General features: G+C 38.0%; 11 protein-coding genes. 1 reads left to right on the top strand and 10 read right to left on the bottom strand.

The features are described from left to right. The first annotated feature begins 1 nt into the window (after nucleotide 1). Complete coding sequence (locus BS34_RS0108020; protein ID WP_029408011.1) at nucleotides 2-799, top strand: iron chelate uptake ABC transporter family permease subunit; 798 nt, start codon at nucleotides 2-4, stop codon at nucleotides 797-799. 571 nt (nucleotides 800-1370) lie between these two features. Here the strand turns inward: BS34_RS0108020 and BS34_RS0108025 are convergent. From BS34_RS0108025 to mraY, 10 genes are all read right to left on the bottom strand, one after another. After that, nucleotides 1371-3851: a methyl-accepting chemotaxis protein gene (locus BS34_RS0108025; protein WP_029408012.1), complete on the bottom strand. Its 2481-nt coding sequence runs from the start codon at nucleotides 3849-3851 to the stop codon at nucleotides 1371-1373. Between the two features lie 111 nt (nucleotides 3852-3962). Further along, nucleotides 3963-4466 carry a type 3 dihydrofolate reductase gene (gene folA / locus BS34_RS0108030; RefSeq protein WP_029408013.1) on the bottom strand — a complete coding sequence of 168 codons (504 nt, stop codon included), beginning with the start codon at nucleotides 4464-4466 and terminating at the stop codon, nucleotides 3963-3965. Then, entirely contained in the window at nucleotides 4463-5296 is an 834-nt protein-coding gene (locus BS34_RS0108035; RefSeq protein ID WP_029408014.1) for a thymidylate synthase, read from the bottom strand. The genes folA and BS34_RS0108035 overlap by 4 nt, the downstream gene beginning before the upstream one ends. 123 nt (nucleotides 5297-5419) lie before the next feature. After that, nucleotides 5420-6220: a prolipoprotein diacylglyceryl transferase gene (lgt, locus tag BS34_RS0108040; protein ID WP_029408015.1), complete on the bottom strand. Its 801-nt coding sequence runs from the start codon at nucleotides 6218-6220 to the stop codon at nucleotides 5420-5422. Nucleotides 6221-6623: 403 nt separating this feature from the next. Further along, nucleotides 6624-8654 carry a methyl-accepting chemotaxis protein gene (locus BS34_RS0108045; RefSeq protein WP_029408016.1) on the bottom strand — a complete coding sequence of 677 codons (2031 nt, stop codon included), beginning with the start codon at nucleotides 8652-8654 and terminating at the stop codon, nucleotides 6624-6626. Nucleotides 8655-8840: 186 nt separating this feature from the next. After that, nucleotides 8841-9620 carry an SDR family NAD(P)-dependent oxidoreductase gene (locus BS34_RS0108050; RefSeq protein WP_029408017.1) on the bottom strand — a complete coding sequence of 260 codons (780 nt, stop codon included), beginning with the start codon at nucleotides 9618-9620 and terminating at the stop codon, nucleotides 8841-8843. 369 nt (nucleotides 9621-9989) lie between these two features. Continuing rightward, entirely contained in the window at nucleotides 9990-11060 is a 1071-nt protein-coding gene (gene murG, locus BS34_RS0108055) for an undecaprenyldiphospho-muramoylpentapeptide beta-N-acetylglucosaminyltransferase (RefSeq protein ID WP_029408018.1), read from the bottom strand. A 56-nt stretch (nucleotides 11061-11116) separates the two neighbouring features. Continuing rightward, nucleotides 11117-12421: a putative lipid II flippase FtsW gene (gene ftsW / locus BS34_RS0108060; RefSeq protein WP_084151597.1), complete on the bottom strand. Its 1305-nt coding sequence runs from the start codon at nucleotides 12419-12421 to the stop codon at nucleotides 11117-11119. A gap of 1 nt (nucleotide 12422) precedes the next feature. Beyond that, on the bottom strand, nucleotides 12423-13874 hold the full coding sequence (gene murD, locus BS34_RS0108065; RefSeq protein WP_051640750.1) for a UDP-N-acetylmuramoyl-L-alanine--D-glutamate ligase: 1452 nt from the start codon (nucleotides 13872-13874) through the stop codon (nucleotides 12423-12425). Between the two features lie 93 nt (nucleotides 13875-13967). Beyond that, nucleotides 13968-15050, bottom strand: a complete 1083-nt coding sequence (mraY, locus tag BS34_RS0108070; RefSeq protein ID WP_029408021.1) for a phospho-N-acetylmuramoyl-pentapeptide-transferase — start codon at nucleotides 15048-15050, stop codon at nucleotides 13968-13970. Nucleotides 15051-15127: the final 77 nt, after the last annotated feature.

Consider the following 15127-nt stretch of genomic DNA (forward strand, 5'->3'; position numbering starts at 1 on the left):
TATGTCATTGCTTTCTGATTTTATGCTATTGGCGCTATTAGGTGGAATAGGCCTAGCGGTTATCTCTGCTCCTTTAGGCGTGTTTATGGTTTGGCAGCGCCAATCCTACTTTGGAGCAACACTTGCTCACTCGGCACTTTTAGGGATAAGCATTGGCCTGTTTCTACAAATAGACCTAACTTTAAGCGTTATTTTGATTTCTATGCTAGTTGCCGCAGCTATCTTTTGGTTAAGCCAGCATAAACAACTCTCTTCTGATACTCTTTTAGGGATATTAGCGCATAGTAGTTTAGCATTTGGTTTAGTGTTAATTAGTCTTCAAGATAATATTCAGATTGACTTAATGGGCTATCTTTTTGGCGATATTCTAAGCATTAACTCAATTGATTTAAGCTTGATTTTATTGACGAGTATTTTAATTTTGCTGTTTTATTTTAAATATTGGGGCGCGTTACTCAATGTAACACTGAATCCTGAGCTTGCGCAGGTTGAAGGTATTAATGTAAAACGAGTCCAACTTTTATTTGTACTACTTCTCGCCTTTATGATTGCACTCTCTATGAAAATAGTGGGCGTGTTATTAGTCACATCGTTATTAATTATTCCCGCCGCGGCGGCACGTAAGCTTTCAACCTCTCCAGAGCAGATGCTAGGATTTAGTATTTTTATTGGGGTTTGCTCAATAATAGGAGGGTTATTTACCTCCTACTATATTGACCTGCCGACAGGCCCTTCTATTGTGGTTGTAGCAACCATTTTATTTTTATTACTGCAACTCAAACCACAACCGAATAGGTAAAACCGATAAGGTGTAAAAGCTTAGATTTACTCAGACAGTACAGAGATTAAGAAGTTTCTTAAAATCTAAGCTGTAAAAACTTAGATTTAATCAGACAGTACAGCGGTTGAGAAGCCTTTTTAAATATTAGCCTTTGTCTTAAACTTTGTCACTCAGGCTTCCCGTTACTTTTTGCAGTTTGGCAAAAAGTAACCAAACGAAGAACTTGGCTGCAGAGACAAGAAAAAACAAACCCCACTCCATAAATGGGCAAGTTCTAAGCTTGTGAACTGAAAACGCTGAACTCGCTGCGCTCAAACGAAGAACTCGGCTGTAGAGACGAGAAACAGCAGCGTTTTTTTACCGTTAACTACACTAAGAACCTTGCACCATTTATTACAAGGGGACTTATGGGGTTTGTCCAAGCTTCAATATTAGGCATCAAAAAAGTGGAAAATAACTCAAATCTGATAATGAATTTTTATCAAGTTAGATTAGTAATTAACTACTGTCTTGTCAGATTAAGTTTAATTTTTTACATCTAAGCCCATACAATTCAAGCTTAAACAATTCGATCTTGCACACTCAAAGCTTAGACTACCTGGTCAATCAGTTTATACAGGATTTCCACCACTTTTTCACTTTGTAAATCTACCGCTGACAAGCCTTTTTCCACAGAATCGACATCATCGATTGACTTAGCATCCATAACCGTTTTAATACCTTGGTGCATTTGCATATGCTCTTCACCTAGTTCAGCCATTAACGGTAAATTCATTAATTCCTGACCTTCGCTGTAATACCATTTCCCTAAAATACAGGCGGTATGGTCGGTAGCAACTTCATAGCTAACACCAATATCAACCCCTTCAACGAAGGCTCTAATTTTACCTTTCCATGCCAAGTGCGCTTCAATCATTTTTTCAAACTGGCTCGCTGCTTGTGAATGAATTAATTTTTCGGTTCTTCTCGTAATTTCTTTGTCAATTATAAATCTGTTAACTTGTTCTTTAAGAATATCTGCATCACCAAGTAGCTCTTCACTTGAAGTTGCAGCTTGCTCAACAACAAGCGCATTTCGTTGGGTCATTTCATCCATAGAAGCGACTGCCTTATTTACTTGCTGTAGCCCGCTGGATTGTTCGTCACTTGTGGCTGAGATAGTCGTGACCATCTCGCTTACTTCGTGCATAGATTCATTAATTTTGGTTAGAGCATCACTTGTTTGTCTTACATAAAGACCACTTTCTTGACTGATTTTTACACTGTTTTCAATTAAATATTTAATATCACCCGCCGCTTCTGCGGACTTACCAGCTAAATTTCTTACCTCTCCGGCAACAACCGCAAAACCTCGACCATTTTCACCTGCTCTCGCCGCCTCAACAGCCGCATTTAAGGCGAGTAAATTGGTTTGGAAGGCAATTCCATCAATTAAGGAGGTAATTTCATTAATTTTTTGGTTTGCTTCAGACATTTCTTCCATTGAAACTAATGCTTTATTCATGGTCTCTAAACCAGACTCTAGTTGTTCCCTTGCTTCCAATGTTCTATCTTTTGCATGATTCGCATTTTCCGCATTATGGCGAACAGCCGTGGTCATCTCTGCCATTGAACTAGAGGTCTGTTCTAAGGCAGCGGCTTGTTCTTGCACTCTTCGGCTAACATCGGAATTACCTTTAGCCATATCATCTACACCATGAACGACAGACTTTGTTATACCTTCAACTTTAGCAACCATCACGGCGGTATTTTTTACCGAACTATTTAAAGAATCTTTTAATACCGCCATTTTCCCAGAGTAGGTACCTTTTACGGTCAGAGTTAAATCACCGTCACTAATGGCAGATTGGACTTTTGCAACTTCATTTACAAAATTTTCTAAATCACTCAAAGTTACATTTAATGAATCTTTTAAAGGAATAAAATCACCCCTAGCGTCAGCTTCAGAACGCGCCGAAAAATCTCCATGAGCAAGGTGATTTAAGGTACCTGCAATAGACTCAACAACCCCTTTCATACGAATAGCTGATCGATCTAAATCGTAAATAACATCAGAAAATTTCCCTTCAAGTTGAATGGAATCATCTTTATGTACCATTAACTTACCTTGACGAAAATTGTGAGCCGTCTTTTCTAACACATTCATAGTTGAATCAATTTGCTTTATCGAGGTATTTACATCAAGTTTCATTTGTAAAAAATCGCCTTTGAGGTCGGATTCAACTTGACGACTAAAATCACCTTTGGCAATCGAATTTAAAACATTATTTACCCCAAAAATAGCGTTATTAATATCGTCTAATAAATGGTTAAACGCTTTAGACGCTTTTGCAAGTTCATCATTTCCATAGACTTTAATACGATGTTTAGTCTCACCCGTTTCACTGATTTTAACCATCGTACTGACCATAGAATTAATCGATTTCATCAAACCTTGAGTAATCATTGACCCTACAATCGAAAAAGCTATGACTAAGACACCAAATGCAATCCATAAATACATTACACTTGCACTTTCCTGTTCGAGTAAGTTAGCAATGGCTTGGCGGTTATTTTCTTTTCCCTTTTCCTGTAATTGAACAACATTATTTGAAAACTCTTTATATTTGGGATGAAACTCTTCCTGCATAATTTCAACCGCTTCCGATTGAAAGCCCTCATCTATGGCTGTCATAAAGCTAGCAAATGCCGCATTAGAACTTGCCATAGTCTGTTTTATTTCATCATAAACATCTAGTTCTGTCTTTGTAAAATCTAGCGAATTAAGTTTATTAAACAGATTTAATATAGTTGAAGCACTCTCTTTAAGGTGTTTTTTAGAGTTCGCTAAATCAGCATCATACTGATCACTATCTGGATCTAGAAGCGCTAAATTTAATAATTGAATTTCACGATGCAATGCCGTGTTTTTCAGTTCATCTAATAATTCTAATTTAAGCCCATTGTCATCTACGACAACGGTAATAGTTTTATTAGTTTGATTGACTATCCATTGCGTAGCCAAAGTACTGATTAAAAAGAGAGATAAAGTTCCGATGATACCTAAGATCATCTTCATTTTAATAGACATAGACGCTCCACTCGCTGCTCAGTCCGTTGAACAGGGCTGTTAATAATTAACCTAAAACGTCATTTTAGTGAAATATTTTTTAATAGATAATCAAGACTTTTGTAGTCTAAATTAGTTATTTTTATTTGCTTCTTTTTCTAATACCACAAAATCAAAAGCAAATGAATGACGCTCATCTTTAGGGTGATACTCTCTTGAAAGCTCATTCCATGCCAATTTTGTCCAATCAGGGAAAAGGGTGTCCCCTTCTATTTCCGTATCAATCAAGGTTAAGTAAAGTTTATCGGCTTTTGGCAACATCATGTTATACAACTGCCCTCCACCCATAATAATCACTTCATCCTGTTCAGATAACTCAGCTAAGGCCGCATCAACCGAGGCACAAAGGGTTGCGCCATTTGTCTCAAAATCAGTTTGGCGACTAATGACATAGTTTGCTCGGTTAGGTAATGGTTTAGATCCAATGGATTCAAAAGTTTTTCTACCCATAATGACAGGCTTACCCGTTGTTGTGGCTTTAAAAAACTTTAAGTCATCAGGAAGATGCCAAGGCATATCATTGTCTAAACCAATGACTCTATTTTTTGCCATTGCGGCAATCATTGCAATCTTCATACCGATACCGTCGCTTTAATATGGGGATGAGACTCGTAGTCGACTATTTCAAAGTCTTCAAATTGATAATCAAAAATACTTTTTGGTTTACGTTTTATCACTAATTTGGGTAATACATAAGGTTCACGGGTTAATTGCTCTTTTGCTTGATCCATGGTGTTGTTATAAAGATGAACATCTCCCCCCGTCCAAACAAAATCACCCACTTCATAGCCTGTTTGTTGAGCAATCATATGCAACAGCAAAGCGTAACTGGCAATATTAAACGGCACGCCCAAAAACGTATCTGCACTACGCTGATATAACTGACATGAGACCTTACCATTGGCGACATAAAACTGAAAAAACGCATGGCATGTGGCTAAGGCCATTTGACCATTTTCCACATTTTCTTGTGGGCTAACTGATTCGTCGGGTAAATCTGCAGGGTTCCATGCAGTAACAATCATTCTGCGACTATTTGGATTGTTTTTTAAGGTTTCAATAACCTCTGCAATTTGGTTAATGGTTTCACCATTTGGCTTTTGCCAAGCCACCCACTGTTTACCATAAAGCGGGCCTAAATCACCTGATTCGGTTGCCCACTCATCCCAAATTCTAACGCCGTTATCTTTAAGATATTGAATATTGGTATCGCCTGTTAAAAACCATAAAAGTTCATGCACAATAGAACGTATATGAAGTTTTTTTGTAGTCACTAACGGAAAACCATCCTGCAAATTAAACCGCATTTGATAGCCAAATACCGAACGTGTTCCCGTCCCCGTTCTATCGCCTTTGTCTGTACCACTTTCTAAAATATGACTTAATAAATCTAAATACTGTTTCATAATCTATACGCTTTATTTTTTTAATTAACCAGTTGATTCCATCAAAATCAATCCCGTTTAGTACTAATTGATGTTTTACCAGGCCTGGTAGATCGGTAAATTGTTACTGTTAAGGAGTTTCTCTTAAGAAATCTTTTCTAAATTCTTTTTACTTTTATAAAGCATTAACAATAAACCAATAATAATCATTGGCAGAGAGAGTATTTGCCCCATGGTTACCCATCCCCAGAGTAAATAACCCAACTGAACATCAGGCACACGCCAAAATTCAACCGTAAATCTAAAGACGCCGTAACCTATTAAAAACAATCCCGCTACTGAACCCGGTGTTCTTGGTTTTTTAGCATACCAAGCTAATATCAAAAAGAGTACAACGCCTTCTAATAAAGCTTCTAATAATTGTGTTGGGTACTTTTGAACCGTTTGTTGAATATAAGGGTCATACACCCACATGCCTAATGCTGAATCTGTGGTTTTACCCCATAGTTCCCCATTAATAAAGTTACCAATTCTTCCTGTTAGTAAACCGATAGGAACCAGTGGAGCGACAAAGTCAGCCACTTGAAACAAACTTTGTTTAGTGTTCTTAGCAAATACGAACATAGCTACAGTAACGCCTATTAGCCCACCGTGAAAAGACATTCCGCCTTGCCAGACCTTAAACACATCAAGAGGAGAATCTAAATAATGAGGTAAATCATAAAATAAGATATAACCTAAGCGGCCACCTAAGATAACCCCCATAGCCACATAAAATAACAAATCGCCAACCATTTCAGTATTCCAAGGTTCGCGAGTTTTTGCTCTATAAACACCATAAAACCACCCACCGGCAAAGGCAATTAAATACATTAACCCATACCAGTGAATTTGCAAAAAGCCTAAATCTAAGGCAACGGGGTTAATTTCAGGATAAGACCACATAAAATTATTCTTTACTCAACTATAAAGGGCTTGGCAATAGCCAAACGCTTAATTAAAAAATGTTCAATCTATATTTGGCACTAAACCATGATTAAGGCAAATCCTTGAAGTTTTAGTCAGCTGGATTATTAATGGCATAATTAATGGCATAGTTAATGGCACAGTGCAAAGAACAGTCATTATATATTGCTGAATAGCGATTATTAAATATTTAACTTTAATTTAATTAATGATGATTTTGTTTCATTGCTGAGTCTTAGAAAAAAACGACGTGATAAGGTCTGAAGAAAAAAATTTTTAATTGATGAGAGGTAAAACGTGACTGATTTTTATGAGGTAATCGGCACTGGCATTTCCCTTTTGAAAACTCTGCGTTAAGAGTGCAAAGGTCTCAAAAGGAAACTTAAATTTTATATTGATGAACTAAACTTTCTATCTTATCCGCAATAACCTGAAGGTTATGACCAGCTTTTTCAGTGCTATGAGAACCCTCGGCAGCAACTTCAGTAACATCATGAATCTGATTTATATTTTGATTGATCTCTTGAGCTAATGTACTTTGTGTATGCGCCGCTTGAGCCATTTGTTTACTCATTTGATTGATATCATCCATTAAAATCACCACCGGCTGCAACATCTCTTTGGTTTGGGTAACCGCCTGACAACTGGCCTTAGTTGAATCTTGACCCGATTCAACCACTTTAATCGTTGATAAAGTCGCATTACGAATTTTATCGATAATATTTTCAATTTGTACAGTAGATTCTTGAGTTCTTTGTGCCAAACCTCTCACTTCATCAGCCACTACCGCAAAACCTCGACCATGTTCGCCCGCTCTGGCTGCTTCAATAGCGGCATTTAATGACAATAGGTTAGTTTGTTCCGCTATCTCTCTAATAACGTTAACCACCGTACCAATAGACTCACTGTCTTCTCTTAATAACTCAACCGCATCCGTCATTTCCTGCATACCACTAGAAAGTTTTTGGATTTGATTTGCTGTACTGACGACCATTTCGCCACTTTCTTTAATACGTTCCGCCGCTTGCTGAGTAGCACGAGAGGTATTATGCGAATGATCTTCTACGCTTTTTGATTTTTCGGTCATATCAATCATTGAATTTGATAGACCTTTTGTGGCAGAAAGCTGTTGTTGTGCACCATCTTTAGCAGTATGCGTAATGGATAATAAACTGCCTGACGAGACTTCCAACTCCCTAACAGATTCCGCTAACTCGGTTAACATCTTGTGAATTTTATGAACAAAAGCATTGAAATGCTCAGCCATCTGACCCACTTCATCTTGACTATTTACTGGCAAACGTCGGGTTAAATCCCCCTCACCTTCAGAAATATCTTTCATCGCATCAGATATTTCTTGAACCGGATTCACTACTGATTTAGTTACTCGATTTGAGATAATCATGCCGGCAATTTGCCCGATTACAGACAATACCAACAAAATAATAATGCTGTTTAAACTTAAACTCAGAACATCATCACTAATTTCATTCACATCATTAACGGCAAGGTTAGAAATTTCGATTAACTCTTTATCAAAATTGGCGAAAAGCGGCAAAATTTGACTACGCATTAACCAGATATCCATACGCCACTTATCACCACCATGAATACCTTTTACAACCATATAATGTTCACGATAATTTTCATACAGAGATTCTAAGTTACCAATCCCCTCTTCTTCTTCCATTGTTAATTCAACATTTTGTTGTTCTTTAACTTTATAGATTAAGGTTTCAAATCGGTTCAAATAATTATCTGTTGCCTCAGCCATTGAATCACTTCTAAAGCCGATATAACCACGTAAACTACTCGTCACATTTAGCCAAGACTTCTGTAACTCTAATACATCAGTTAATAGAGCTTGTCTTTCAGGACTTAAATCAGCGGTTTCAGAGTTAATCATAAAAGATAAGTTTTGTTGTATCTGGTTTGCTAGCGTTAGCATATGTTTATTAACATACGCAAATGCGGGGAATTTTTTAGCACGACTTTGTTGAAGAACTTTTACCTTTTCTACTAAAGGCTTGAGTGACGCCATATCAACTTCTAACTGGGCATAGATGTCTAAAAGTAATGATGCGTTTTCCCCAAAATTTTTAAGACTTGATTTAGATTTTTCAATATTCTCTTGAACCTTTCGAATACCTAACTCATAGTCATCCAAAAGTTTTTCATCATTCACTAGAATATACATACTCAAAGCATTCATACTTTTTTCAAGTAAAAATGCCGACTCTTTGGCTTCTAATGCAATCGGCTGGTGATGTTCAACCATATCTGAGACACTGGAACGGACGATAGCTAAGTTAATAGCGGCTTGAATGGTGATAATAGCTAGAACAGCCCAAATAATGCCAAAGCCAAAGCGCATTTTTTGTTTAATTGTGAGTTTTTTAAGCCAGTTTTTCATACGTACGTTCATTGTTTTTTTGACATGTATAAAACCATTAGCAATTTAAATGCCATAAGCAAGTAGAAATAAACAAGTAGAATATGAAGCAATATATGAAAAGAGACCTTGCCCAGCAACTAAGGGCATAAACAAGAGCAGGGCTTGCTCTAAGTCTTAGAGAGAAGTTACTTAACGAGAAGTTACTTAACGAACAGGATAATTACCACGAGCAATTAAACCGCCATCAATCGTTAACACCGACCCCGTCATCCATTGCGTTGCATCTGATAATAAATAGGCAGTTGCTTCACCCATTTCTTCGGTTGTGCCATAACGACCTGCAGGCATGCGCTCACACCACTTTGCGGCCATCTCAGGTTGGTTTAAAATTTTATCGGTACGTTCTACCGGAACAACGCCAGGAGCTAAACCATTAACACGTATTCCATGTTTTCCCCATTCAACGGCTTGTACTTTAGTAATGGCATCTAAACCCATTTTGGATGCGGCATAAGCAGAAAACCATTCGCAGGTTGCTTGACCATGAATACTACTGTTATTGACAATAACACCAGGCTGCTTGGCTTTTATACAGGCCTTGGCAAATGCCGTACTTAATTGGTAGGGTGCTTGAAGGTTAACGGCTAGGGTTTGTGCAAACTGTTCACCTTCAGCATCTTTTAATGAGGTACTTTTAGTGACAATACCCGCGTTATTCACTAAACCATCTAAGCCATCAAAAAGTAACCAGGCCTGGTTAAAAAATTGGGTGAGTTGAGTTAACTGTTTAAAGTCACATTGAATAACTTGAGCTTTGGCTCCAAGCGATTCTACCGTTTTTAAGGTTTGTTCAATACCGTGTTGGTTTCGATTGTAATGCAAGACTAAACGACAACCTTCTCTAGCTAAAACTTTAGCCATACCTGCACCAATACCACTTGATGCGCCTGTAATTAAAATACGTTTGTCTTTTAAGCCTTGCATAGTTACTCCCAACTAACCTTTACGGGTATATGTATTTTATGATTGATTAAACAAATCTTTTAACCACGAAGACACGAAAGCACGAAGTTTTCTAATATCTAATACCAACTTAAATTTAACGAATAGCCAAACTAAACGTATAACCAAACTAAACATAATAAATTAATCGCTTTTACACTTTACAAATGCAGAGCTGCAGAGCTTATAGGCATGACTTAAAATCGTTAGGCTATGATTTTAGAATCACTTTTATTTGTTTTTTTAATCTTCGTGCCTCTGTGTCTTCGTGGTTAATTTTTACAATACTGGATAATCAATCACAAAATACGGATACCCACCTTTACATCCATATCAGGTCTTTGTCTCGCTTTAACCATTTATGATTGCCATTAACTCACTAACTATTTTTTCTTTCGCTTGGGTTTTGGCTTGAATACGAATACTCAATGAAGCTTTAACTCGTTTATCAGGGTTTTCACACCAATCCGTTAAGGCATTAGCCAATTTTTCTGGCGTCAGCACATCTTGCTGAATAATCTCTCCACCATCTAAATCAACTAATGCTTTTGCATTAGCGGTTTGATGATCATCAACGGCATGCGGATATGGCACCATAATAGCAGGACGAGCACTTGCCATTAACTCACTAACCGTTAATGCGCCTGAACGGCATAACACCATATCGGCACTCGCATACGCTAGCAGCATATTATCAATAAAGGGAACAACTTCTGCTTGCACGCCAGCTTCTTGATAGGCTTGTTGCGCTTGTTGTAGTGTCTTTTCACCCGTTTGATGTTTAACGACTGGACGGTTCGCTTCATCCATTAAAGCCAAAGCTTTAGGTAAGGTCTCATTTAATGCTAAAGCACCACGACTACCGCCCAAAACCAAGAGGTGACAAGGTTGAGTATTTTCAACTTGCTCAATATCCTCTAGACCTTCTCTTACGGGATTACCAATCGTAACGACATTTTTGCCATGAATTTTATTTTGTGGAAATGCGGTAATCACTAAGTTTGCAAATCGGGCCAACAACTTGTTTGTTAAACCCGGTATGGCATTTTGTTCATGCAGCACTAAAGGAATACCTAACGATTTTGCCGCTAAACCTCCTGGCCCACAAACAAATCCTCCCATTCCAAGCACTAAATCGGGTTGAATATCCTGCATAATTTTTTTGGCTTGTGCTCGTGCTTTTAGAATATTAAAAGGTGCCTTTAGCCAACCTTTTAATCCATTTCCTCGCAAACCTTTTATTGAAATCGTTTGCAGTGGAAGTTGTGCATTATTCACCCAGGTTGCTTCCATTCCGCCTTTTGTCCCTAACCAAAAGACATTTACATTCTCTTGTTTTAGGGCTTCTGCCAAAGCAATTCCAGGAAAAACATGCCCCCCTGTTCCACCTGCCATAATTAATATTTTTTTTGACTGTTTCATATTCATTTCTTAGATGTTTTTGATTTTGTGAGATTGATACACCAGGCCTGGTAGTTTTAACTTCCAGAAACTCCACGATTAGGGTTAATTCTCTTAGGCGATTTTAGACTGGCTACGGGATTTTTTGATTTTTTAACTTTGCTACGCTTTTTGGTTTTATGGCTTTTATCAGAGACTTCATCTGAATTTTCCTCTTCAGAATCATCTTGTTCTGGGTTTGCTTCTCGGGGATAAAAACGGCTTTCATAATCGGCTCTAAACACCACAGCTAAAGCAATACTGAGAAGTAACACACTACTTCCACCGTAACTCATAAAAGGTAAGGTTAATCCTTTAGTTGGGAAAGCCCCGAGATTAACTCCCATGTTAATTCCCGCCTGCAATATAATCCAAATGCCAATGCCGTAGGCCACCATTCCACCAAAGAAATGATTCACCTCAATGGCTTTTCTGCCAATTCTAAATAAACGATACAGTATTCCTAAATAAACCATAATTAAGAAAACTACCCCAACAAAACCAAACTCTTCGCCATAAATTGAGAATAGAAAATCGGTATGAGCATCCGGCAAATAGAGTAACTTTTGAACACTGGCTCCAAGCCCTTCACCAAACCATTCACCACTACCCGAAGCAATCAAGGCTTGAGTTAATTGATATCCGGCGCCAAAAGGGTCTTGCCAGGGGTCAAGAAAGCTACTGACCCTAGCCATACGATATTCTGAGGTAACAACCAAGGCAACCAGAATCGTTACCATAGGCAATACCGTTAACACAAAATAGCGCCAAGGCGCTCCAGCAATTAATAGCATTCCGGTAATAATCACAGCTATAACAAAGGTACTACCGTAATCGGGTTCCATTAATAACAAAATAGCCATCACACCAAAAGGTAAAGCTAAACGAATAACAGCACCAAAATCTTCTTTAACGGCTGAGGAGTGTCTATCTAGGTAGCCTGCCATAAATAACACTATGGCTAATTTCATAAATTCAGACGGCTGAAAGTTCATCACAACTAACGGTAACCAACGTTTACTACCATTAATCTCACGGCCAAAGATTAAAACCGCAACTAATAAAAACAGAGCCAATAGAAATATTTTACCGCGGTGGTTTTCCCAAAATGAAAGTGGTATTTGAAAAAAGATATAAGCTGCAAAAAGCCCCAAGCCCATCGACATCAATTGACGATAAAAGTAATGGTCTGGGTTACCAAAGCGTGTTTGGCTTATTGCTACCGAAGCCGAAGCTACCATAGTCAAACCAATAACGGCAAGCATCACCACTAGACCCAATAACCAAAAATCCATTGGCCAGGTTTTACTTTGTTGTTTGAGCTCTTGGATTTTGGCTAACATTTCAACCTACCAGGCCTGGTTGTTTTAATGTTTTATTTTTTGGTATTGGCTTTTTATCAAAACTGGCACAAGCTTGATGAACCAGTTCAACAAAAGCTTCACCACGTTTAACGTAATTAGTAAACTGATCAAAACTCGCGCACGCTGGCGAAAATAAAACACAATCTTTAGGTGCAGCATTTTCTAAAGCAAATGCTACTGCCGTGGTTAAGTCATCTACATGGGTTATCGTCACTAAAGAATCGGTATCTACATTGGTATCTAAATCTGTACCTAGATCCGTACCTAAATCTGTACCTAATGCAATATCGTTAGACATTAAGTGTTTATCGCGTCCAAACAGAATAACCTGTTTGCAATAGTTTGTAATGGGGCGTTGTAGTGCAGAAAAATCAGCATCTTTTCCCACGCCACCTGCAATTAAAATCAACTTACCTTCGGTTTGTTCGCCAATGCTTTCTAAAGCGGTTTGTGTGGCACCAACATTTGTTCCTTTGGAGTCGTTAATCCACATAACTTCATTATGTGTTAAAATCCATTCTGTTCTATGTGGTAGACCGGCAAACTGGCTAAGTACTGTTTCAAAATGATGATTTTCTACTTCAAATGGACGGCATAAAGCTAGCATAGCCAAAGCGTTTAGTTGATGATGAAAGCCCTGTAAACGCATTGATGAAACCGGGACTTGAGGAGTATTACCATGACCTAACCAGACCTGGTTATTATGGTTAATTAGCCCATAATCTTTATCTGTTTGCACAAAACCTTCATTCACACAAAAACGCACAATTTCTCCATGATGGATTAACCCTTGTTCATGCAAATCAAACGGAATAACCGCTAATTCAGTTTCTGCAAATACTTTAGTTTTGGCTTGAATATAGTCTTCTATTCCAAGATAACGATCCATATGATCTTCTGACACATTTAAAACCGTTGAAGAGACCGTTGTTAAAGAGTAGGTAGTTTCTAACTGAAAACTTGATAACTCTAATACATAGACATCATATTCATTTTCATCCATCAATAAGTCTAAAGCGGCCGCGCCAATGTTTCCACCAACTCCAACCGTATAACCGGCTTCTTCAAGCGCTAAACCGGTAATGGTGGTGACGGTACTTTTACCATTAGAACCGGTAATAGCAATAACGGGCGCGCCAACTGCTCTAGCAAATAACTCAATATCACCAATGACCTGTTTGCCTAATTTTTTAAGCGCTACCACCCAAGGTTCTGATTTAGCGATTCCAGGGCTAAGTACAATGGTTCGATACTTTTTAAGCCACTTAATAGGAATTTCACCCAATGCAAATTGCACATTAGGGAATTGTTTTTGTAAGTCACTTACATCAAGATTGACTCGAGTATCAAAAGCGAAACAGTCTTCACCCCGCGCAGTTAAATAACGCAATACTGACTGACCTGTAACCCCTAATCCAGCAACTAAATACATGTAAACTTCTCTTAATTAAATTATCTAGAAACCTTTAAAAACCAGGCGTTTTTAACCATTTTCATTCGTCCAACATTTTATTTTAAAATTTCCTTATCTTAGTTTTAAACTGGCTAAACCAATTAATACTAAAATAATGGTGATGACCCAAAAACGTACAATAACCTGTGATTCATGCCAGCCTTTTTGCTCATAATGATGATGCAAAGGCGCCATTAAGAAAATGCGTTTTCCTCGTAATTTATATGAGCCAACCTGCAAAATAACCGATACCGTCTCTGCTACAAAAATTCCACCCATAATAAAGAGCACTAATTCTTGTTTAACCGCCACCGCCATACCACCTAAAACGGCACCAATCGCCAAAGAACCTACATCGCCCATAAACACTTGTGCTGGGTGTGCGTTAAACCATAAAAAACCTAGCCCTGCACCCACCAAAGCGGACGCTAATATGGTTAATTCGCCCACTCCAGGAATATAAGGAATATTTAAATAATCTGAGAAATAAACGTGACCGGATAAGTAAGCAAACACCCCTAATGCCGCAGAGATCATGACCGTTGGCATAATCGCCAGACCATCTAAACCATCCGTTAAATTTACGGCATTTGAAGTACCAACAATGACAAAATAACTTAATACAATAGTCCAAGCACCTAAATGAATCACCGTATCTTTCATATAAGGGATTAACAATTCACTTTCTGCAGGTACAGTGGCTAAGGCAAACAAAGCATAAGCGGTTGCAAAACCAATAATGGATTGCCATAAATATTTAGTACGCGCACGTATACCATTAGGGTCTTTATAAACAACCTTTTTATAATCATCTATAAAACCAACTACACCAAAACCTAACATTGAAAGCGTGATGGTTAGTAAATAATGATTAGTTAAATCACCCCACAAAAAAACCGCCACTGCAATGGAAAACAAAATCATAGTTCCGCCCATGGTAGGCGTTCCAGCTTTAATTAAATGCGTTTGCGGGCCATCTTGTCTAATAGATTGCCCTACTTTTAAACGGGTTAACCAGCGAATCATGCCTGGGCCAATTAGAAAAGAGAGGATAAGAGCAGTCAACACACTCATAATAGCGCGCATAGTGATATAACTAAACACACTAAAACCTGAAATGTATTGTTGTAGATATTCTGTTAAATATATGAGCATCACTCTATCCTAGTTATCGTTATACCATGGTAATATGATGGTAATACGATGATTTTAATTTTGTCATTATTATCAAT

The organism is Thiomicrorhabdus sp. Milos-T2 (assembly GCF_000702325.1).
GTDB lineage: Bacteria > Pseudomonadota > Gammaproteobacteria > Thiomicrospirales > Thiomicrospiraceae > Thiomicrorhabdus.